This is a genomic window from Candidatus Binatia bacterium, from assembly GCA_029243485.1.
In the GTDB taxonomy this organism is placed as follows: Bacteria; Desulfobacterota; Binatia; order UBA12015; family UBA12015; genus VGTG01.
Genome location: JAQWRY010000071.1, coordinates 1 through 22,360 on the forward strand (window position 1 = coordinate 1; position 22,360 = coordinate 22,360).

At 66.8% G+C, this 22,360-nt stretch carries 16 protein-coding genes; 7 read left to right on the forward strand and 9 right to left on the reverse strand.

Features of this window, described 5'->3' with window-relative positions:
* Positions 1-732: serine/threonine-protein kinase (locus P8R42_19740; GenBank protein MDG2306832.1), on the forward strand; the 732-nt coding region annotated here is incomplete at its 5' end.
* Here the strand turns inward: P8R42_19740 and P8R42_19745 are convergent.
* The 4 genes from P8R42_19745 to P8R42_19760 form a co-directional block, all read right to left on the reverse strand.
* The gene (locus P8R42_19745) at positions 729-4,067 is read right to left on the reverse strand and encodes an AAA family ATPase (GenBank protein MDG2306833.1); all 3,339 of its coding nucleotides are present in this window, start codon (positions 4,065-4,067) and stop codon (positions 729-731) included. The two genes, P8R42_19740 and P8R42_19745, sit on opposite strands and share 4 nt — an antisense overlap.
* Positions 4,068-4,255: 188 nt before the next feature.
* The gene (locus P8R42_19750; GenBank protein MDG2306834.1) at positions 4,256-7,375 is read right to left on the reverse strand and encodes a hypothetical protein; all 3,120 of its coding nucleotides are present in this window, start codon (positions 7,373-7,375) and stop codon (positions 4,256-4,258) included.
* Between the two features lie 625 nt (positions 7,376-8,000).
* Positions 8,001-8,987, reverse strand: a complete 987-nt coding sequence (locus P8R42_19755) for an LLM class flavin-dependent oxidoreductase (GenBank protein MDG2306835.1) — start codon at positions 8,985-8,987, stop codon at positions 8,001-8,003.
* Between the two features lie 271 nt (positions 8,988-9,258).
* Positions 9,259-9,711, reverse strand: a complete 453-nt coding sequence (locus P8R42_19760; protein MDG2306836.1) for an OsmC family protein — start codon at positions 9,709-9,711, stop codon at positions 9,259-9,261.
* A gap of 138 nt (positions 9,712-9,849) precedes the next feature.
* Here P8R42_19760 and P8R42_19765 point away from each other — a divergent pair, with 138 nt between their 5' ends.
* Positions 9,850-10,500, forward strand: coding sequence for a TetR/AcrR family transcriptional regulator (locus P8R42_19765; protein ID MDG2306837.1), 651 nt, complete (start codon positions 9,850-9,852; stop codon positions 10,498-10,500).
* Positions 10,501-10,511: 11 nt separating this feature from the next.
* A complete protein-coding gene (locus P8R42_19770) occupies positions 10,512-11,777 on the forward strand; it encodes a cytochrome P450 (protein ID MDG2306838.1) in 1,266 nt (421 codons plus the stop codon).
* Positions 11,778-12,190: 413 nt separating this feature from the next.
* Here P8R42_19770 and P8R42_19775 read toward each other — a convergent pair whose 3' ends face one another.
* Positions 12,191-13,219: a LacI family DNA-binding transcriptional regulator gene (locus P8R42_19775; protein MDG2306839.1), complete on the reverse strand. Its 1,029-nt coding sequence runs from the start codon at positions 13,217-13,219 to the stop codon at positions 12,191-12,193.
* A gap of 268 nt (positions 13,220-13,487) precedes the next feature.
* Between P8R42_19775 and P8R42_19780 the strand changes: the two genes are divergently transcribed.
* Positions 13,488-13,646, forward strand: a complete 159-nt coding sequence (locus P8R42_19780; protein ID MDG2306840.1) for a CPBP family glutamic-type intramembrane protease — start codon at positions 13,488-13,490, stop codon at positions 13,644-13,646.
* 143 nt (positions 13,647-13,789) lie between these two features.
* Positions 13,790-14,734: a glycosyltransferase family A protein gene (locus P8R42_19785; protein ID MDG2306841.1), complete on the forward strand. Its 945-nt coding sequence runs from the start codon at positions 13,790-13,792 to the stop codon at positions 14,732-14,734.
* Positions 14,735-14,842: 108 nt separating this feature from the next.
* On the opposite strand, the gene P8R42_19790 is transcribed toward P8R42_19785, so the two are convergent.
* The 4 genes from P8R42_19790 to P8R42_19805 all read right to left on the reverse strand — a co-directional run bounded on the left by P8R42_19790 (position 14,843) and on the right by P8R42_19805 (position 20,505).
* The gene (locus P8R42_19790) at positions 14,843-16,465 is read right to left on the reverse strand and encodes a sigma 54-interacting transcriptional regulator (protein MDG2306842.1); all 1,623 of its coding nucleotides are present in this window, start codon (positions 16,463-16,465) and stop codon (positions 14,843-14,845) included.
* Positions 16,466-16,496: 31 nt separating this feature from the next.
* The gene (locus tag P8R42_19795) at positions 16,497-18,842 is read right to left on the reverse strand and encodes an adenylate/guanylate cyclase domain-containing protein (GenBank protein ID MDG2306843.1); all 2,346 of its coding nucleotides are present in this window, start codon (positions 18,840-18,842) and stop codon (positions 16,497-16,499) included.
* Between the two features lie 27 nt (positions 18,843-18,869).
* Entirely contained in the window at positions 18,870-19,550 is a 681-nt protein-coding gene (locus P8R42_19800) for a hypothetical protein (GenBank protein ID MDG2306844.1), read from the reverse strand.
* Positions 19,551-19,803: 253 nt separating this feature from the next.
* Entirely contained in the window at positions 19,804-20,505 is a 702-nt protein-coding gene (locus P8R42_19805; GenBank protein MDG2306845.1) for a GAP family protein, read from the reverse strand.
* Positions 20,506-20,616: 111 nt separating this feature from the next.
* Here P8R42_19805 and P8R42_19810 point away from each other — a divergent pair, with 111 nt between their 5' ends.
* Both P8R42_19810 and P8R42_19815 read left to right on the forward strand, forming a co-directional pair.
* Positions 20,617-21,351 carry a protein kinase gene (locus P8R42_19810; GenBank protein MDG2306846.1) on the forward strand — a complete coding sequence of 245 codons (735 nt, stop codon included), beginning with the start codon at positions 20,617-20,619 and terminating at the stop codon, positions 21,349-21,351.
* Between the two features lie 120 nt (positions 21,352-21,471).
* On the forward strand, positions 21,472-22,347 hold the full coding sequence (locus P8R42_19815) for a transposase (GenBank protein MDG2306847.1): 876 nt from the start codon (positions 21,472-21,474) through the stop codon (positions 22,345-22,347).
* Positions 22,348-22,360: the final 13 nt, after the last annotated feature.

A 22,360-nucleotide genomic window follows, 5' to 3' on the forward strand; every position in this document is an offset into this window, starting at 1 on the left:
GTCATCGACCCGAAGCGCCAGCGAACCTTCCTGTACTACCTCATGGAGTACGTCGACGGGACGACGCTGGCGGAGTGGCGCGCCAGTCGGGAGGACGTCGAGATCCGTGAGGTGACCGATCTCATCGAGCAGATCGCGCAGGGCCTGCAGGCCTTCTTCCGCCGCGAAATGCTCCACCAGGATGTGAAGCCGCCCAACATCCTCGTCGGTCGCGAGGGGCGGGTGCGCATCGTCGACTTCGGCTCGTGCTGGGTCGCGGGGATCCGGGAAATCGCCGCACCGATCGAGCGCGACGTCGCACTCGGGACCGCACAGTACTCCGCGCCGGAAACGCGCTCGGGCGAAACGGCGGGCGTTCCGTCCGAGGTATTCTCACTGGCTACGGTCGCCTACGAGTTGCTCACGGGTGCCCTGCCGTTCGGGGATGCGATCGAGGCCGTGCAGACCCCCAAGGACTTCGAGCGGTTGTCGTACAAGCCGAGCTACGAGCACGATCCGCTGATCCCCGTCTGGCTCGATGGGGCGCTGCGGAAGGCGCTCGCGCCCCGTCCGGCAGATCGATACCGCGAGGTCTCGGAGCTGGTCTACGATCTCCGCCACCCGAACCCGAAGCTGCTCGGCCGATGGCGGCCTCGGCCGCACGGGTCGCAGGAAATCGGGTGGTGGAAGCGGGCTGTCGGCGTGTTGCTGGTCCTGCAGGCCCTTACGATCGGGCTCCTGATCTTTGGCTAGCGCAGGTCCCAGTCGATCGGGGAAAGCGGATCGGGGGAGTAGCCGCACAGCCGGCCCGTCCGCACGCACTTCTCGAGGTGGTCACCCAGCGCCGGATCGTTTTCGCGAATGCGCTTGATGGCGTCTCGCACCGTACGGGTGACGTTGATCCGTGCGCGCTCGGTGCCCGAAGCGTGCCTGCGCGAACGCCCCCCGAGGCCCGTCGCGGCCGCCACGACTTCGGCGATACGCTCTCGCTCACCACGCAACTCTGAAGCGCGCCCCGTGTCGTTGTTCGCCTCAGCCTCCTCGATTTCACCGCGGAGCGACTCGAGCTGAGCGCGGTACTCCGCGCGCGCCCGCTCGTCGAGCACGTCGTCCTCCGACTCGCCCTGACGCGTGACGGCCTCGTGCGCCGCGGCCTCCCCGATCGCGGCCGGCCCGGCATCCTGCACCAATTCGATCGCCGTGAGGTCGTCGCCCGGGCGTGCAAGCATTCGATGCAACTGATCGAGCCCTCGCGATCCGCGGATGCGAAATGGGCTGTCGGCGGGCCCGACGGCCCACCCATCGCCGTCTCGGCGGAACGCGATACGACGCGATGGCCTGTCCTCCGACGCGCCACCTCCCACCGGGGCTCCAGTCGCGCGAGCGGCGACCTCGCTCGCAAGCTCGACGATGCGCAGCGCACCGATCTCTCGGGCGATGCCTTCGCCCTCGGCGAGAACACGCGCCGCGCGGTCGCGATCTTGGGACGGTCCGGAGGACGCCAAGGCGTCTGCAAGCCGGACCTTGGCATCTGCAACGAAGGGTGCCGCCCCCATTCCCTCTTCGAACTCGACGGCAGCCTCGAGGTGGCCCGCGGCGTCGGCGGAGCGACCGAGTGCCGATGCGAGGATTCCGAGATACCGCTGAACCCCGCCGTAGTAGACCGCCGCGAGCCCGGCGAGCACGACACCACCCGCCTGCGGCGCGAGTAGATCGTACAGCACCTCGGCTCGCTTCGTATCGCCAAGTGCCGCAACCGTTTCCGCGGCGACGGCGATGGTCACCATCCAATTCCCGTCGCGGGGGACACCGGCGAACCCGTCTCCTCCGAGCGCGGCGATCTCGGCCGCCGCCTCCTCGGGCCGTTCGGTTTCGACGAGCAGCAACGCAAGGACGGCCCGCCAGGTCGGAACCCGCGGGAACTGCGCCGCTACGCCGCGCACGATCGGTTCGAGCTCCCCGAGCCTCCGCTGCTCCCGCCGGACTACGTAGAGCTGGATGCCGGCGAACTGAACGAGGTTCTTCTCCCCCGGCCAGCGATCCGCCGCCGCGAAGGTCTCGAGGACCCTCCCTTCGGCGCCCTGGAAGTCGCCGCGCATGCAGCGCCGCATCGCGTCGAACAGCGACAGGTAACCGGCGACCCGGGGATCGCCGATCCGGTGGGCCCTCTGTGTCAGTGCTTCGATCTCGGCGTCGGCGTCCACCGGTCGGCCTTGCTCGAGTGCCTGCATGATCCGACGCGTGCGGAACACTATGATCCGGAGGTGAAGCTCGGCCCGCTCCGCGACCTCGAGCCCCTCGCCGGCGAGCGCGACTCTTTCCTCGAGACGGCCCGGGCCCCAGAGAGCGAACAACCGAGCTTGAACCGCGGCGGCGTGAATCGCCGGATCTTGCGACCGCCGGCCGACGTCGAGCGCGGTTGCGCTGAGCTCGTCGATTCGGTGGCGCTCGTCACTGAAGTAGAGGGCGGCAACCAGCTCGCTGTCGACGAGCGCTTCGAGTGGATCACCGCTGCCCTCGAGCCCGGCGCGGGCATCTTCCAGGAGCCGCACCCGCTCCGGCTCGACGACGCCGGTTTCCGGTTCCGCGCCACTGAACGCGACGGCCGCGCGCGCCCGAAGGTGGGGATCGTCCCGCTCCTTCGCCAGCGCAGTCACGTCGCGAAGGATTCCGCGCCCCCGCTCGATCTCGCCCTGCCAGAGCAGGAGCTCGCCGAGTTCCAGGAGAAGATCACCGCGCAGATCTTGCGACTCTCTGGGAAGGTGTTCGAGCATCTCGACCGCCCGGCTGCACCACAGCACGGCGCGGTCGGCGAAGGTCTCTCGCCGCGCTCGGGCCGTTGCACGGCGCGCGAACTCGAGCGCGACCTCGGGGTCGCCCACCCCTCCCGCGGTCGTGCGGTGATGGGCGATCTCTTCCAGGTGCTCTGTCGATCCCGAGGGGAGTGACTCGAAGGCACACGCGATCGCCAGGTGGGCACGCGGACGTGCTTCGACCTCGATCTCGGCCGCGAGGGTCTCGCGCGTCAGGTCGTGGACGAAGCGATGGCGGTCGGCACCGGGTTCCAGGAGCCCCGCGTCCGCAGCGCGCGCCGCGATCTGCTCGACGCCGAGCTCGTCGACCTCCGCCGCACGAGAGAGTGTCCTCTTGTCGAATTCCGGCCCGATGAGTGCGGCGAGGCGCAAGACCCGCCGACCAGTCTCGTCAAACGAATCGAGCCGTCGCCGAATCGCGGCGCGGACGCCGAGAGGCAGGAGACGCGACGGCAAGCGGCCGGTCTCGGGGCCAATGTCGTCGCGCGCCGCCAGGGACCGCAGCAGTTCGTCCGCAAAGAAGGCGTTCCCTGAAGTGGCCGACAAAAGTGAGTTGCGAAGCTCCGCGGAGATCGGGAAGCCGAGCCTCGACTGCGCGAGCGCCCCGAGCGCCTCGCCGTCGAGTCCGCCCACGGCGATCGTCGTGAACTCGCGCAGAAGGCCTTCGAGCGCCGGCTGCGCCTCGATGCGCTCACGGAGCTCGACCTCGCGCGAGGTCGCGATCACACACAGGGGAAGCGCGCGACACGTACGAGCGACGAACTGCAGCGCTTTGATCGAGGCCTCGTCGCTTGCGTGAAGATCGTCGAAGACGACGAGCGCGGGGCGGGTCGACGTCAGGTTGGTCATGAGCTGCGCGAGCGCCTGGTAGAGGCGGAACTGAGTACCCTGCGGATCGAGGGCCACCGGCTCGGGGAGGTCCGGGAGGGCGCGGCGGACTTCGGGGGTGAGCACGACCAGGTCGCCGGCGGCCCCCGAGAAGAGTTCGGTGTGCTGGTCGGCCGGAACGGCGGCGATCACGTTGCGGACCAGCTCGATCCACGGCCACAGCGGCGGCGCCCCCTCGTCGTCCCAGGCCCGGCCCCAGACACACCGGAACCCGGCCGCGCGTTGCTCGGCCTCGGTGGCGAGACGGGTCTTGCCGGCACCCGGCTCACCGAGGGCCAGTAGGAACTGCGCCTGGCCGGAGGCGGCCGCCTCGAGCGAGGTGGCGATGTCGTGGAGTTCGGTTTCGCGACCGACGAAGACGGCAGCCCCGGCCAGACCACTCGTCACGCCGCTCTGCGCGCCCGGACCCCCTCTTTCCTCCGCAGACACTCCACCGCAGTACATCGCATGGGACGGGCATAGAGAACACCGTTCAAGGCCGAGCCGTCACGGCCCCAAAACGACGACCGGCCATGGCCTCCTCCCCGGATGCGGGAAGGCGACCATGGCCGGCTTGGGAGAGATGGTTCGGAGACCTAGTAGCGACCCTTCGCTCGGCCCCCCTTCAGCGCCATCTCGTGGAGCAGCGTCTGGCTGTCCAGATCCAGGAGCAGCGCGCCGTCGGAGACCTGGCCCACGATGCGACCGTCGACGAGCGACATCAGGTCCGTGCCCAGGTGATCACCGGGCTTGCCGTAGAACGGCTCACCGATGTTTCGCCCCTTGAAGTCCAGAGCGTAGATGGCGCCCGACGGGGACTTTTTCCTCGCCTTCCCCTTCAGGACGACGTTCGGCGCGCCCACCAGGATCCGCTCGGAGACGAAGTCGACGACGATCGCCGTACCGAAGTCACCCTTCTTCCGGGTCCGGCTCCAGAGCGTCGTGCCCTTTACGACGTCGCGCACCAACACCCGACCGCGCTGCTTTCCGAGGGCCAACCCGAACACCACCTCGGGCATGCCGTCGCCGGTGAGATCGGGGAGCATCGTGGCCGAGCGAATGCCGCCGACGCCGAGATCCTTCGGCGAAACGTTGAACTTCCTGTTGCCGAACTGCGCATTGAAGCGCCCACCCAGGCAGGAAGATCCGTCTTTACAGCCGCGCGTGAAGATCCGGAAGAAGTCCGGGTCGAATCCGGGGGGCGGAAGGTTGGAGAAGTCGAAATCGGGGTCGAAGTTCCCGCCCGGGCCGTTCGGGTCGAAGAGACAGATCGGCTGACCGGCGTTGCAGAGATCACACGCATCGCCGATGCCGTTGTCATTCTGGTCGCGCTGGTCCGGGTTGTCGTCGAACGGGCAGTTGTCGTCTTCGTCCGGAACACCATCGTTGTCGTCGTCGGGATCACAGTCGCTCGGGATGCCGTCGCCATCTTCGTCCGTGTTGCCACTCGAACGAGTGGGACGCTGGTCGTGGATCTCGCCGTCGCGTGGCGTGCACGAGGTGGGCACGGAATCCGGCGCGTGGTCCACCGGACGAAGTCCGAGCTCGTTCACACAGCCGTCACTGTCGATGTCACACTGGCAGTTGTTCGGGTTGTTGAAGGGATCCGGCGTCCAGGGACACAGATCACACCCGTCGCCGAAGCCGTCGAGATCGTTGTCGACCTGCTCCGGATTCACGTCGGCCGGGCAGTTGTCGTCCTCGTTCGGAACTCCGTCGAGGTCACGGTCGGGAAGGAAGCGGAACACGGCGTTCCGCTCGCCCGCCCGGCAGGCCGCCGGACGCGTCGGTGAGGGGGCGCACCAGAGCGTATCGGTGAAGCGGTAGCGACCTTCCGCATCGACCGCGTCGAGGGGACGCGTGAAGATCTCCTGAACCGTAGGAGCGGCGCTCAAGACTCCGTCGAAGAAGGCGGCCAGGTTCGGCGAGGCGGGAATCTCCTCGCTGAGCATTGCCCACAGCGCCTCCCGAGCAAGGCGATGCGCGCGACGCGCCGCGGAATCTGCACCCGGTGCGAGTGGTCGCAGCACCTCGTAGACCACCAGGAGCAAGCCCTCCGTCAGCTGAAGATCCGTCGCCTCACAGTGCGAGGAGTCTCCGGACGGAACCACGCAGATCCCGGCCGACGTCAGATCACACGACGCGAGCCCAGCCGGGCCACCGCACAGAGTCGTACACTGGCTGCAGAGGCTCCTGCTGGCGGGACACGCCTGGCAGGTCCCGTTCAGCACCGAAAGGTCGAGCTGCGCGCGCTTCAGACCACCGCCATCGTGGATCAGGTTGATGGTGTCGGTGCTCCAGGTGCCACCCGGGCCCGCGAGAGGAGCAAGCGAGTCACCTGCGAAGATCGAGCTCGTATCGAGCGTCAAGCCGCCCGACACCGGGATGTTCAGAAGAGGGATCTGCATGAGGCCGTCGAGAATCCGGCCCGGCATCCTACCGACCGATGCGAGCCGATCATGGATCATGCCGCGCGCGATCTCGCCGGCGGCAATGCAGGTGGCGAGCGGGACTCCCGCAGCGCCGAGCGGAGGGAAGAGGATTGCCACTTCGACGGGCAGCGCGGGAAGGAAGCAGAGGGCACCGGGAGCGATGGAGATGTCGGTCGAAACGAGACGGGAGCGAACGTGGACGTCGAGACCGGTTCCGCTCTCGGCCAGGTCGCGCGGCGCGCCAAGGCGGTAATCCTCGAAGATCAAGCCACGGTCGAATCGGCAGCCCGCGCCCGAACACGCAACGGGCTGGATGCGCAGTTCGAAGACCAACTGGTTCACGCCGATGTCGAGAGCCGCACCGAGCAGGTCGTTCGGGTCGAGATCGCCGGCGATCGGAAGTTCGACGACCAGCACAGGCGCCTCACGATCCTGCTCGCTGTTCCCCGAGTCGAAGGCGTTGAAGGACGTGCACACGCCAACCGTGTCGGCGCAGACGCCCGGCTCGAGAAAGCTGCGATCGCGGCAATCGTCGTTGGTCGAGCAGAGGCGATTCCACCGACACTCGCCGGCGACGGCTTCGCCTGCGTCGTCCGTAGGACAATCATACCCGGCGGAGCAGTTCGCGCGGACGTCGTCGCCCTCCATCGAACAGCTCCCTGTGTCCGACGGGAACTCGTACGTGTGGAAGTTCGTCCGCGGGCCGTCCCAGAAGACGTCGATGTCGTTCGAATCCACGCGGAGGTGAAGATCGTCGAACGGCACGGACTCGAGAGCTCCGAGACCGAAGCCGCCACAGACTGCGTCTGGCAGCTGGCCCTGAAGAAGCGGGCTCTCGCAGAGCGCGGCGACCTCGGCCTCCAACGTCGAGAGGGGAATCGGTGCAAAGAGGGGGCTGGCCGGCCCGAGCACGCTGGCGAACGCCTCGGGGCCCGACGCCCGGTGATCCGGGTTGCGGGGGTCGTAGATCTCGACGTCGCCGTTCGCTTCCGGCCAGAGGGCGCTCTTCACGCTCAGCTGGCCTCCGAGATTCCGCAGAAGGTTCCGCAGCGGCCGAACCTGTCGGTTCCGGGACTCGAAGGTGCCGGCCCGGATCTCAGCGCGTGTGAGTTCGGGGTTCGAGCGGCCGCGAAGTACGTGGCGGTCGGCGACCATGTCGCCGCCCAGCGAGAAGTTTCTACAGCCGGTGCCGAGCATTGTGACGAACGCCAGTCCCAGCAGTGCCTTGGCCGCAAAACCCTGAGTCCAACTTCGTTCATTTGCCTGATTATTCAGCGTTTTCATCGTTTCTCTCCCACTTTGGAGCGGCCGGACCGGCCCGCTTCGTCGTCGTTTTGTGGAGAGGCGTTCGATCGCTTCGAACGATGTTCGAAGAACGGGCGAGATTGCCGTTCGAACATCGGGTGAGCCGCATGCGGCGCCGGCTTCGTGTCCCGGTCAGCGGGCGCGGCGGGCCTCCTCGACCCCTAGGACGGGGAGAAAGCGGGCGCCTAGCTGCCCTGGCGTGCGGCGCAGAGCGGGCTCAAGCGGGGACTTGCTCGAAGAAATCCCCAGGTCGGCCCACCGGTGATGCCAAAGCCCGGGTGCCTTAGCTTCCGCCTGACCGTTGCGCGGGGTCGGGGCTGGTCGGTGGGCTCGCTCGACGAACCAACCGTCCCTCCCGAAACATCGACACCGTTAGGGCCCGGGAGTCGCTGTTGGGTCGGAGCGAGTCCCGCAGGCGCTCGTGTCACTCGGTAGAAAGCCGACCCTCCCTCGCCCAGGATCGCACCGACCCGACAGCGACTCTCGCGCCCGGCCGAAATCAGGAAGAAGCCCCGAGAGAGATCGGGAGACGCCTCCAGCCCCCATAGGATCGGCAAAAATGTAACGATTAAAGAATTCGCCGAGATTAAAGAACGTCCCCCGGTTAGCGGGGGGCCAGGGCTTCGAACATGGCTATGGCGCCGGCTTCGTCGCCGGTGATGGGGCTGACCATCGGGGTCGTGACCCCGGCGGCGCGGAAGGCCTCCAGCTTGTCGCGACACTCCTCGGCCGACCCGATGACCGCAATGCTGTCGATCATCTCGTCGGTGACGGACGCCCCCACCTTCGCGCGATCCTTCGCTTTCCAACCCTCGAGGATCCCCTTCGCCTCTTCCTCGTAGCCGCACCATGCGACGAAGCGGTTGTAGACGGACGTCGCGAAGTATGGGCCGAAGAAGCCGCGCATGAAGCCGCGGGCGCTCTCGGGATCGTCGGTGACGCAGACCATGAACCTCGAGACGACCTCGAAGTTCGAGAGGTCTCGACCGGCCTTCTCGGCGCCGATCTTCACGTGCTCGAGCATCTTCGGGACGGCCCCGACGGGCATCATGTTGAGGGTGACGCCGTCGGCGATCTCTCCGGCGAGTTCGAGCATGGGCGGGCCGAGCGCGCCGACGTGGATGGGGATCGCTGGGTTCGGCGGGATCATCTGCAGGCGGTAGCCGTGCGTTTCGAGGGTGCGGCCGGAGAAGTCGCTCTTCTCGCCGGTGAGGATGCCCCGGACGGCCGTCACGGTTTCGCGGACCCGGGAGAGCGGCCGCTTGAACGGGATGCCGCTCCACTTCTGGACGATGTTCTCGCTCGACGCGCCGATGCCGAGGATGAATCGTCCGGGAGCCAGCTCCGCGCACGACGCGGCCGCGCAGGAGATGACCGGCGGCGTTCGCGTGTAGGCCGGGATCACGGCGGTGCCGATACGCACCTTCGAGGTCACGGCGGCAGCCGCGGCGGCGACCACGAACGGGTCTGGGCCGCCGGAATCGGCGATCCAGAGGCTCTCGTACCCGAGCTCCTCGGCGCGCTTCGCTACGCGCTGACTCGCCGGGACGCTGGGAGGGGTGGGAAGACTCGCCGCTAGAATTCCTGCCATCCCTCTCGCTTAGCGCAAAAGGGGGCGAGCGGGGAGCCGTTCAGAACGCGATGAAGTAGGCGGCGACCATCGAGACCGCGAGAACGCCCCCGATGATGTACATCATCTGCGAAATATCGTCCGTAGGCTCATGCTTCGAATCGTTCGACATGCCCGCTCTCCTAACAAGGGGACGTTGGTTAGTCCCGCCCAAAACGTTTAGTCACGGCCGACCGGCCTGCGCGGGCGGGCGGGGTTAAACAAAAAAGGCGAGACTAACCAACGTCCCTCCCTAGGCGTCCACGGCGACGTCGGGTTCTAGGATGAGTTCGCAGGTGACGGAGTTGGCGATGAAGCAGCCCTGGTGGGCGCGGTCGACCAGCTTTCGGGCTTTTTCGGGGTCGGCGTCGGCGGCGAGGCGGATGCGGGGGCGGAGGGTGACCGAGGTGATCCGCATCCGACGGTCGGCGATGGCCAGGGTAGCGGTCGCGCGGTCCTCGTAGGCGAGGACGTCGAGCCCCGCGTGCTGGGCCAACGCGAGGTAGGTGAGCATCTGACAGGACAGCAGCGAGGAGAGGAAAAGTTCCTCGGGGTTCACGCAACTCGGGTCACCCTTGTACTGCGGCGCCGCCGAGACCTCGAGGTCCGGCCGCCCGTCGAATCGAACGCTGTGGTTGCCCTGGCGCTCATCCTCGGCGCCCTTCTCCCAGATCAGCTCTGCTTCGAACTCATGTGAATTCGCCATCTTTGCCCTCCGACGATTCGGTTGTGGCAGACGGCCGGACTGGCGGCTAGACGGGAGATGGCAAATAAACGTTTGTTTGGAGTTTACTTGGAGACATCTCCAAGTGTATAGTCGACTCCAAGTTTGGAGATTCCTCCAGTGGCGACCCTACCTACACCAGCAGCATCTCTTGGCGGGCGGCGAGAACGCCGGCGGCGAGAGCTCCGCGAGAGGGTCGTCGAGTCCGCGCTGAGATTGGTCGCGGAGCAGGGGTTCGAGGCTACGACGGTCGAGCAGATCGCCGCCGCGGCGGACATCGCGCCGGCCACCTTCTTTAACCACTTCCAGAGCAAGAGCGGCCTCCTCAGTGAGATTACCGGCGACGTCGCCGAGGCCCTGGAGACCCTCATCGGCCAGCATCTCGGTGCCGAAGGCACCGTCCGCCAGCAGGTCGAGGGTCTCGCCCTCCATGCGGCGGAAATGATCTCGGAGCACCAGAAGGTCTCCCGCGAGGTCATGCTCGAGATGCTCCGATCCGGCTCGCGTCCCGAAGACGCGGCACCGTACATGGCGAGTCTCCACCGCCCCCTGAGTACCATGCTGGCCGCCGGCCAGGACCGCGGTGAGGTCCGAGCGGACCAGGATGCAGAGTTTCTCGCCGAGATGGTTCTCGGCGCCTTTCACGCCACGGTTTCGCAGTGGCTTTCCGACGAAAAATACCCCATCGCCGAGCGGCTTCCCCGCGCGGCGTCGTTCATTTGGGATGCCATCCGAGCGGGCTCCGCCGGAGAGGCAAGCAACGAGAAGTGAGGATCGAAATAATGACTCCAGCCGATGTGAACTACGGAAAATCTGATTTCTGGACGTGGGACGAAGCGATGTACGACCGCCTGCGCTGGTTGCGCGAGAACGATCCGGTCCACTGGTCCGAGGAGACCGGGGCGTACATCCTGAGTCGTTTCGAAGAGGTCACGTTCGCCTCCAAGAACAACGAGCTCTTCTGCTCCGGCGAAGGTGTTCTGCCTGAGAATCCGGCCAAACTCGGCCTGATCGACGAGGACGAGCCTCGCCACCAGAAGCTCCGCCGTCTCGTGAACCAGGGCTTCACGCCGCGCATGGTGAAGAAGCTCGAGGAGAGCGTTCAGGAGATCATCGAGGGCTCGCTGAATGACGTCGGTGCGAAGGGCACCTGCGACTTCGTCGACGACATCGCCGTCCCCCTGCCGCTGCTCGTCATTGCCAAGATGATCGGGATCCGTCACGAGGACTTTGGGCGTTTCCACCATTGGTCGGACGCGATGATCCTGGCCCAAGGCAACATGCACGAGCCCGGCGTCGCCGAGGCGGCCGCCCAGGCGTTCGTCGAGTACGGCCAGTACGTGTCCGAGCTCATCGAGGATCGGCGCACGACCCCGCAGGACGATCTCCTCAGCATCCTCGTCAGCGCGAAGGACGAGGGCATGATCGGTGAGCACGAGAACAACGGTACGCGTCCGGGCTTCAGCGAGGAGCAGAAGGAGATGGGCAACGACGAGCTCATCATGTTCTGCGTTCTCCTCATGGTGGCCGGAAACGAGACCACGCGGAACGGCCTCTCGGGCGGTATGAAGCTTCTGATCGAGAACCCGGAAGCCCGCCAGCGCCTCCTCGACGACCCGTCGTTGATCCCCGGCGCCATGGAGGAACTCCTCCGCCTCACGTCCCCGGTCGTCTCCTTCATCCGGACGGCGACGCAGGACACGGAAATCGCCGGCAAGACCATCAAGAAGGGCGAGAAGGTCCTGATGCTCTATCCCTCGGCGAACCGTGATGCGGCCCAATTCGACCGCCCCGATGAGCTCGACATCGAGCGGAACCCGCAGCACCTCGCCTTCGGGATCGGCAACCACTTCTGCCTCGGTGCGAACCTGGCCCGGATGGAGCTCCGCGTCGCCTTCGCCGAACTCCTCAAGCGGACCCCGGACATGAACTATGCGAACGCCGGCCCGGTCATGGCGCCTTCGGCCCTGGTCCGGAGCTTCCAGCACATGGAAGTGATCTTTACGCCCGAGGCCGCCAAAGCCGCCGGGGCGGGCGCCGAGGCCTGACCCTGCAGCGTCTGGGGGCCCAGGGCCCCCATGGACTACCCCACTTGCCATAGCTCCGCGCTCGGCCAATCCTGGTCCCCAGACGCCCCGTGAGGGGTGTCTGGGGGGATTGATTGGAAACGATAGTCGAGGCAGAGACGGCGCAGGGTGCCACGAATACGTTATGGAGGGCCGGGGCTCGGTCCCCCGCAAGACGTGTTCTGCCCTCTAGGGCAGAGGCCCGACCGATGGTCTACGGGATCTGCGTGGTCTGCCACCAGAAGACCCCAATGGCTCTTCTCGCCGCCATCCCAGAGACGAGTCTGTGTCTGCCCTGCGCTCGCAAGGAACAGCGCTGGGCCGCGGCGTGAGCCGTCCCGTCCGCTTGGCGGCTCTCCGAAGCTAAGGAAGTGTCGCGAAGCTAAGGTCCGAAGCTAAGGCGGCGGACCCGTCGAGCGCCGGATCTCCAGGCGGGGATCGAACCGGACCGTGCGAAGCGCGGGAGCCGTTGTCTCGCCTCGGGTGGTCATGAGGAGGAGGTCCACCGCGGCAGCTCCCATCTCGTCCAGAGGTGAGACGACGGTGGTGAGCCCGGAGCGTCGGTCCCCCCGGTCGTCCCCGCCCACGAGGCTGATCCGGCCGGGTACGTCGATGCCCCCGTCCCGGAGGCCCGAGAGGAGGCCTGGTGCGAGCTCTCCTTCGAAGGCGATTGCGGCTGTCGCTCCGCTTCTGAGTAAGGCGTTCGTGAGCCCGTGACCATCGGCGAAGCTGGCCCCGCCGGCCTCCAGAGCGACGACCGAAGGGCCGCCCCCCGGCCGGCTCAGAGCCGTGTCCCGCTCCCGCTCAACCTCGGAGTCGTTCGATGGGGCGACCCAGGCGACGCGGTCATGTCCCAGTTCTCGCAGGTGCTCTATGGCGCGAAGGACCCGCACCCGCTCGTTGGCCAATACGGTCGGCAGGGGTCGGACGCGTCTGCGGGCGAGTACCACGGCCGCCGTTTCCGCGAGGACCGCGCACTCGCGGTCCAAGAGCGCGGGGGCGCACAGGAGGAGTCCGTCGGTCCGCTGCGCCATCTCCGCGACGAGCGGCCGCACTTCGGCGGGAGAGTGGACCCAGTCCGCCACGGCCAGTGAGAACCCCTCCGTCTGGGCGCGGCGCATGGCCGCTTGTACGAAGTGCGCCTCGCCGGGGTGGGTGAGATCGGGGACGACGATTCCGAGGAGGCCGGTCGACCCGCGGGCGAGGCTCCGGGCGGCCGGGTTCGGACGGTAGCGCGCGTCTCGAGCGGCGTTCAGTACCCGCTCTCGCGTAGTCGAGCGCACGCCGCCGGCCCCCGAGAACACCCGGGAGACCGTCGCGGTCGAAACACCGGCTGCCTTGGCGACCTGGCGAATCGTGGCCCCCGGAGACCGTCGCCTGCGGTGCCCGGTGCGTTTCGGACCGGCGGCTGAGTCGGCTCCCATTGCAGCATCCATTCTGGCGCGAGTTCCACTAGATGTAAACGTTTACATCTAGAGATATACCGTACGCTCTCCATCGAGCTGCCAATAGAGCCGGCCGATCTTCCGACACAGAAAGCGCTTGAAGGGCGGCACCCGGATCGCCACCGCCCATCCCATCGGAGGAGTGAACTGATGAAATCGAACCTGATTTTGTGCGCCAAGACCGGCCTCACGGCCCTCGGCATCGTGTCGGTGGCCAGCCGCTCGTCTCGGCGGAATCTGGCTCGCCTTGCGCATCATCAGGGCCGTGATCACCGTGCCGATTGCGGAGGAGCTGGCCTTCCGAACCTATCTCGCTCGCCGGGTTCAGGATCGGCAGTTCTGGAACGGGCCTCTCGCACGCTTCTTGTGGCTTACGTGCTCGTCACCGGCGAGTGGTCTGCGATGACGTGACTTGCCGCCCCTCGACGTCCCTCGCGGCGTCATGCCGCCTCGAAAGATTGCCGACATTCCTTCGTCGCCGGTCCTCGTGAGAAATGCCTACCTGCGGCCATCCGTTGATGTCATGTCGCTTACGATGCACTAGAAGGAGTGTCGGGGCAGACAGGGGAGCGCGTGGTGGTCGTCGTTCCGGTGTTCGAGCGGCCGACGGCCGTCCTCGAAGCTCTGGATTCGGTCGCGGCGCAGAGCCGGCCGCCCGACGAGCTCGTGATCGTCGACGACGGCTCGACAGACGACACTGCCGAGCGCGTGGCGAGATGGCTCGAGACGACCACGGGGTCGTTTCCGACGCAGCTCGTCCGGCAGCCCAATCGGGGTGTCTCCGCGGCGCGGAACCGTGGGGTCGAAGCCGCCGGCTCTTCGGACTGGGTGGCCTGTCTCGACTCCGACGATCTCTGGCCCCGCGAGTACCTGAAGGCCCATCTCGACGTGCTCCGGACACGCCCGTCCGCGGTCGCGTCCTCGTCGGACAAGGAGAGCACGGACGTGCCGACCGGCCGGCGGCGCCGCGTTTCTCGAAGCTGGGTAGAGCGCGATGCGACGCGTGGCATCGCGCGGCGCGGCCCCCCCGGCGTCTCGAACACGCTACTGCACGCCGGCCATCTGGCTGCAGTGGGTGGATTTCCCGAGCACCTACGAACGGCTGAGGATCTCGACCTCATGCTGCGGCTCAGCCGCCGCGGGCCTTGGCTCTACGTTCCCGAGACGAGCGCGACCTACCGCCACCGTCTCGGGGAGGCCCGGAACGAGGCGCCGTCGCTCGGCCACGCGCACGGAGACCGGCGACGCACACGCGCTGAGGTGCTCGACGCGTTCCGCGAGGCCGTATCTTTGGAGGAGCCGACGCTCGCCCGGGAGGTTGGAGATCTCGCTGCACGGCAGTGGGCCCGGGCGGGTCGCCAGTTCGAGGCGGCCGGGCGATCCGAGGACGCGATCGATTGTTTCGATCGCGCACTCGCCGAGCGGCCGGTGGACCTCCGGTCACGTTGGTCCCGATCCCGACTCCGGTCTCGCCTCGGGCGCGGGCCTTCTTAGCTTGGGCTCGCGCCTTCGCGTTCGGCTCGGGTGGGGTCGTTCTTGGCCGGAGGCCGGGGTCTTTCGTTGGGCTCCGGCCCGGGTCGTTCTCATCCCGAGGACGGCCTCTCAGCGGAGGCCGTAGTCCTTCATCTTCTTCTGGAGCGCGACCCGAGAGAGGCTCATCGCCTTCGCTGCGCGGGTGATGTTCCCGCCCTGGGTCTCGAGCGTGCGGCGGATGAAGTCGGCTTCGAACGCGGAGCGCGCTTCGCGCAAGGACCCGAGGGAGCCCGCCGGGTGCGCAGCAGCCGAGGCCCCGGCGGCGGCCGGGATGGTGGGACTCGACGGCCGCGCGGCCAGCGGCGGGGCCGAGGTGCCGGCCGCGCCGGTCAGCTTCCCGGACATCTGCGCCGGCACGAGCGGATCGCCGCTTCGCGCGAGGGCGCAGGCCCGCTCGATCTCGTTCTGAAGCTCACGGACGTTGCCGGGCCAGTCGTGCCCTTCCAGGAGGGCGAGGGCCTCGGGCGAGATCCCCTCGATCCGCTTGTCGTATCGCTTGGCAACGCTCTCGATCATGCGCGCGGCGATCGGCCCAATGTCTTCGCGGCGTTCCCGGAGTGAGGGCAGCCGGATCGGGAAGGTCGAAAGACGGTAGAACAGATCCTCGCGGAAGTTCTGCTCGCCGACCTCTCGGTGAAGGTCGCGGTTCGTGGCGGAAATCACGCGCACGTCGATCTTGCGGGGCCGGTTGTCGCCGACCGGTGTGATTTCGCCCTCTTGCAGAACGCGCAGTAGCTTTGCCTGCATCGGCGGGGGCATCTCGCCGACTTCGTCGAGGAAGATCGTGCCGCCGCGGGCGGATTCGAGCAGGCCGACGCGGTCGTGGCTGGCGCCGGTGAAGGCGCCGCGTCGGTGCCCGAAGAGCTCGCTCTCGAGCAGGGTTTCGGGGAGCGCCGCGCAGTTCACGGCGACGAACGACTGCGCGGCACGCGGGCTCGCCTTGTGGATCCCCTGCGCGACCAGCTCCTTGCCGGTGCCGGTCTCGCCTTCGATCAACACCGTGATGGGCGTCGACGCGGCGCTCTCCATGAGTCGGAAGACGTCGGCCATCGCCGGGCTGGTGCCGACGATCTCGGAGAATCGATCCTGGCGGGCGAGGTCGCGGCGCAGACTGCCGACCTGCGTCTTGAGACGTTCCTCCGACTCGCGGAGGGTCGCGTACATGCGGGCGTTGTCGATCGCGACCGCGACGCTGCCGGCGAGGGTCACGAGGAACGCTTCGTCGTCGGCTGGGAAGGGAGTTCCGCCCTTGTGGTTGACGAGTTGGATGACGCCCGTCGGACCTTCGCGCGTGATCAAGGGCGCGCAGATGAGGGACTTGGTGGTGGTGCCGGTCTCCTTGTCGGCGCCACGGTACATGCGCTCGTTGGTTTCGCCGTCGTCGACCCGGATCGGCTCGCCGGTTTGTAGGACGCTGCCGGCGATGCCCTGGTCGGCCGGGAACCGAAGCGTGGCGAGTTGGGCTGCGACTTCGGGATTCCGCGAGACCACGAACGGGAAGTAGAGCTCGTCCTTCTCCCGGTCGTGCAGGAGGACCGAGGCGCCTTCGGCGTCGAAGACGTCCTGGCACTTCTCGACGACTAGAGTAACGAGGTCGTCGAGTTCGAGCCGCGTCGCGAAGGCGCACGCCAGATCGTACAGCAGTCGCAGCCGTTGGGGATCGGTCGGTGCGGCGTGTGTTGCGGGACTCATGCCTCGGCTCCAGGTAAGATTGGTACGCGACTCAGGCCGCCGGGTCGAGGGGAAGGGCGTACACGGAGACCTGCTCCTTGCGGCCGCGGATCGGGACTTCTCCGCGGGGTTCGAAACCGGTCGTAGCGTCACCGGCGTCGTCGAAGGTCGGGCCGTCGATTGCGACGGCAGCCTCGAGATCCCGGGTTTGGTCCTGGAGCCGAGAGGCCACATTCACCGTGTCGCCGATCGCCGTGTAGATGAGCCGTTCCTTGGTTTCGACGTTGCCGATGAACACCCGGCCGGTGGCGATCCCGACGCCGACCTGAATCGCCCGGTTTCCGCCTCCGAGCTCCAGGCGGTCGATCTCGGATACGATCGAGCAGCCGGCCTGGACGGCGGAGCGTGCGTGCGCAGGGTTGGGATTCGGGGCGCCGAACACGGCCATGACCCCGTCGCCGAGGAACTCGACGACCGTGCCGTCGTGCTGGCGGATGACGCTGGAAATCGCCTCGGTGAGTTCGTTCACGACCGAGAAGATCGCTTCGGCTTCCTTCCCTTCGGAGTACGTCGAGTACCCGCGAACGTCGGCGAACAAGACGGAGAGTTCCCGTTCTCCCCCCTCGATGTCCTCGCCGGCGGCCAGATGATCGGCGACCGACGAGGGGACGTAGCGTCGGAACGAGTCGCGCATCGCGCGTTCCTGCTGGAGGATCTCGGCTTCGTCGAAGCGTTGTAGGACGTCGCTCGTCTTCTCGGCGACGGCTCGCAGAAGGGCCTTGTCGGTCGTGGAGTAGACGTCGCCGGAGCGCTTGGCGCCCAGCGCGAGGACGGCCGCGACGCGACCGGAGCGTCGGATTGCAAACACGAGTGTCGCGCCGAGTTCTGCGAGCGCCGCGAGATCCTCGGACTCGGCGTGGAACTTCTCCGTCAGATCGATCCCACCCTTGGCCGTCTCGAGGCTCTCGAGTGAGAACTGGGCGGGGGCGTCGCCGCCGGAGAACCGGCCTCGTTGGTAGACCGGCGCGGCGGTCTGTTCGAGGGCGCCGAAGACGACGCAGCCCTCAGGTAGCAGGAGTGTGTACAGTCGTCGCCCGAGCAGCGGGGGGAGGGCCTCGGGGGTTTCGCAGCCGTCGAGGGCTTGCAGGAGATCGTCCACCCCTTGCTCGAGTGCGTGCCGTTCCGAGAAGAAGACCCGCTCGATGTGGGGTTTCAGAACCCTCTGCCCCGGAACGACTCCGGCAGCGAAGATGGCGGACAGCGAGATCTGGCTCTGCGTGGCACTCGTTCCCAGCACGGCGCTCGCGATTTCGGCGAGCCACGGGACGACGGTGAGCAGTCCAGCGATGAGCACGATCGACAGGATCGAGTACGCGGTCGTCGAGAGAATGAGCCGGTCGACGTCGAAGGCGTTGAAGCGCACGATCGCGACGAAGAAGCAGATCGGTATGAGGACAGTCGCGAGGTTCGCGACGTCGTGAAGCCACCAGAGCTCCGGTCGGACGGCGATCAGAGCGGCCGCGGCCAGCAGTGGCGCCATGCCGAGATAGAGCCCGAGTACGACCCAGCGGAGCTGTCGGCGCCCGCGAGGGCGGGCGCGGCGGTAGCCCTGGGTCAGCACGAACAGGACGGTCGCGAGCCAGACGAACGTGATGGCGAACGTCACCTGGAGCGAGAGGACCGGGGGGAATGGAATCCCGACGACCCAGCCGGTGGAAACGGGGCCGAAGATCGAGAAGACCCAGATCCAGGCGGGTACCTTTTCGGGACCGGCTTCGTTGTCGTGAAGGATCACAAATATCGGTCGCAGCATGAGCGGGTAAAGGACCACAGAGGACAGGGCGAACACTGCGAGCCACCCGTACGTCACCTCGGGGCCGCCGCCGAAGAAGAAGGTCCAGTGCAGGCCGTAGACCATCGCGGCGACGAAGAACGCCCGACCCAGGCGCGTCCCGCGGCGCCGCAACAAAACGAGCGAGCCGGCGATGACGAATCCGACGGTGACCGGGACGGCCCGCCACGGAAACGGAATCGGTGTGAGGGCGAGGGTGATCTCGCCGGGGGTGCCGTCGCGCTCGTACCGGAGCGGCACGGTGAGGTTCGCGTCTGCGACGGCGAGGGTTTGGGCGAAGACCCCGACCGGTCCTTCGTGTTCGAGCGGAACGTCGCCTACCCGCAGAAGCCGGTCTCCGACCTGAAGGCCGGATTGGGCTGCGAGGGTTCCGGGCCAGAGAGCGCGCACCACCGGCGCGTCTCCGGACTCGGTGGTTTCGACCCAGAAACCCGGCCAGGCGAGACGACCGTCCGCCACGCGGTCGACGTGTAGCGCGAAGGCTCCGATCCACAACGGGAGGAGCACGGCCGCCAGGAGGCCGTCGATCAGGTAGCTCGACTTCACCTCGCGCCGCTCATGCGGACGTCGCCTTTAGTCCTCGGGTGTCACGGCGACGAAGAGCTTCGCCTCGATCACCGTCGCGAGCGGGTTGTCCTCGTTGTTGGAAAAGGCCTTGATGCCGGCGGTCCTGAGCACGACGAAATCGCCCGTAGTCTTGAAGTAGTGCCGCATCGCGGCTTCCATCCGGCTGTCCGCGCGCTGGAACAGGAAGTCGTCGATGATACCGCCGTCGCGCACAGCGGCGGCGGCGAGTGCCTCGTCGAGACGGCGGTCGGAGTTCGGCAGGTCGGCGATCTCGACGCCCTGCTTCATGTTGGCGATCAGCTCCTCGGCGGTGGCGCCCTTCACGTTCATGTAGTTCTGCGCGACGATCCGCCGCTTACCCTGCGCGACGAACTGGAGCTGGATGCTCACAGTGTGGATGTCGTCTTCCTCTTCGTCCTCGTTCCACTCACCGGTCTGGTCGTCGATCACGATGGTCGCTTTGACGGTGATCGGGCGCCGGCGGGCACCGCTGCGCGTGATCTGACACCTGCCACCGGGGCAGTCGGCGCCACCGCCGCAGCTGAGCCCCGAGGAACTGCCGCCTTGGCAGAGTGCATCGAGATTCTCGATCCGACCGCCGGATCCGGGCGCGCCGGCGAGGGCCGAGTCGGCCAGGCCGACGAAGAGAGAGAGAGCAATGATGAGCGTGAGTCGAATCGTATTCACTTTGAAGCCTCCTTTGTCCCATTTCTAATGGCTGGTTGCGACAGTGGGGGCAAGGCGGATCTCCGGCACATGACATGATCAGGGGACGGCTGGTTGGTGGCGATGTCGGGGGTGCTTTGGAAGATGCCACGGGCGCATCTCCGGTTGGGACGGGAGCTTTTCGTGATCCCGGCCGAGAGCGAGTCCCGCGCCCCGGCCGTGCAGAGCGGCCCGCGTTGTCGCCTTCCGGCCGGGCGAGTTGCAGGGGGCTCGATCAGACTGGGATCAGGGGTGTTCCCAGCAGCCAGCCGACCCCGTCGATCGTGAGGATCGCGCCGAGAAGGATCAAAAGCGCGATGATCAGGCCCCGTCCCCAGACGTCGAAGAATCGGGCGATTCGGGCGAAGATCGCCTCGCTCTGGGTCGGGAAGACGAACCGGATGAGGGGAATCATACAGAGGGGGAAGAGGAAGACGGCGTTGTAATACAGGAGGGCCCCGATTCCTCCGGCGATCGACAGGTCGGCCTGTAGAATCTGGTCCGCCGCCGCGAAGAAGGGTACGGCGCCCGGGAGGCCGACGAGGGTCAGGCCGGCCCCGAGAGTGAAGCCCTGGAGGGGGCTCATGACGAGGGTGGCGCCGCGCTCCCCACGGCTCTGGCGTGCGTTGGCCATCCGGTATCCGAAGACGAGCAGGATCAGGCCGATCGCGATCTGGAGCCAGATCTCCGATGTTTCGGGCGCGCGCCACAGGCTTTCGACCCACCCGTTCAGCTGGTCGGAGACGGCGCCGAGGCCGAGGAGGACCAGGATTCCGAAACCGAAGTAGACCACGAAGATCCCCAAGAGGAGGGACGCTGCCCCGAGGTAGGGGCGCTTGCCGGCGAGCAGCGCGACGAGTGGGGCGATGCACAGGGGGACGATCGAGGTGCTGTCGAGCAAGGCGATCGACGTCAGCACGGTGAAGAGAGCCGTCACGCTCCTCGGGCTATGCGAGGGGCGCGGCTCGCGCAAACTCTGCCGCCCGCCCCTTGTTGCGGGCGGCTCCAGTAAGCATATTCCATCCCCGCGTCAGGGATCCGAGTTCTGGTGGCAACAGTTAATCGAGAGGAGTTCCGGCTACGCCACGGGCGGTTGATCGGCGGCAAGTATGTCGTCGAGGAGCCGCTCGGGATGGGCTGGGAGGGCGAGGTTTATCGCGTGACCGAGCGCACCACCGGTGCGACGCGTGCGGTGAAGCTGTTCCATCCGCAGAGGAACCTGCGAGACCGGCGCCTGACGCGTTACGCGCAGAAGCTCGAGAAGCTTCGTCACTGCTCGATCGTCATGCAGTACCACCACTCCGAGCCCGTCCGGGTGGGTGGTGAAAAGCTGAACTGCCTCGTCAGCGAGTTCGTCGAGGGGCAGATGCTTCCCGACTACGTGAAGAGCCATCCCGGCAAGCGTCTCGAACCCTTCCGCGCGCTCCACCTGGTCCACACGCTGTCCGTCGGACTCGCGCAGATCCACGATCACGGCGAGTACCACGGCGACCTCCACGCCGAGAACATTCTCGTTCGCCAGCGCGGCGTCTTCTTCGACGTAAAAGTCCTCGACCTCTACGACTGGCGGGGCCAATCTTCCGAGGCCCGCCGCGACGACGTCGTCGACCTCGTAAAGATCCTCTACGAGGTCACCGGAGGTCGCCCCCGCTACCTCTCCCAACCCAAGGTCATCAAAGACATCGTCCGCGGCCTCCGCCGCGACCTCATCCTCCACCGCTTCCCCACCATGCACCGCCTCCGCCGCTGGCTAGAAACCTTCCCTTGGGGGGACGTTGGTTAGTCTCGCCTTTTTTGTTTAGTCGCGGCTCTGGTTCGGCTCGGGGCTGCGCGAGGGATTGCAGTGCACGCGGGTACGGATGACCTGCCGGAGGGCTTGAGTAGGGCTTAGCGTCTGGTGGCCATGCCACGAGTCGGACGAGGGGACCAGCCGGGAGGCATCTACCACCTGTACCCGCGAGGAGTGAATCGACAGCGGATTTTCGTCGACGATCGCGATCGGTTCTATTTCCTCAAATGCCTGGTCCGAGCATGCCGCCTCGGCGACCTGCGTGTCGTCGCGTACGTTTTGATGAGCAACCACGTGCACATCGTGGCGCTGCGCGGCTCTCTCAAACTCGGGATTGCTCTGAAGAGCCTACTCGGCCGATATGCGCAACATTTCAACCGTCGCCATCAGCGCTGCGGGCATCTCTTCCAGCAACGGTATGGTTCGAAGCTTTGCGATACGGACGACTATCTCGTTCATTTGATTCGCTACGTGCACGCGAATCCGGTTCGAGCGGAGATGGTCGCGGCCGCGGGCGAGTATCGGCATTCTTCGCACCGTTGGTACGCTGACTCTCGCTGGCCTCGCTGGGCAGCTCCAGAGGTGGTGCAAGGGTCGTTCGGGAGTTCGACGGCGCTTCGGCGGTTCTTTGCAAAGAGCGATGTCCTTCAGGATCGTCGGCAGATCGAGGCATACGAGTCGCGCGTACTCGGCGCGCGGCTGGTTCCTGTGGAGCCCGGGGGTGCCTTGCCTGGGGAACCCTCCCTTGAGGCCTTGGCCCCCGAACCTCGCCAGCTAGTCGCGTTGCAGGCCGAAATCGAACGATACCGGGGGCTCTCGCCCGGCCAGCTTTACGGAAATCGCCCGACCGAGACGGCCGCCGCTGCACGTCGCGAGTTCGCGGTTGCCGCGGTGAAGCTCGGCGGGGTGCGCGCGGCGAGTGTGGCTCGGTTTCTCGGGATCAGCCCTGGGAGAGTGAGTCAGGTGCTCTCGGCGTGGCGCGACGACTAAACAAAAATCGGGA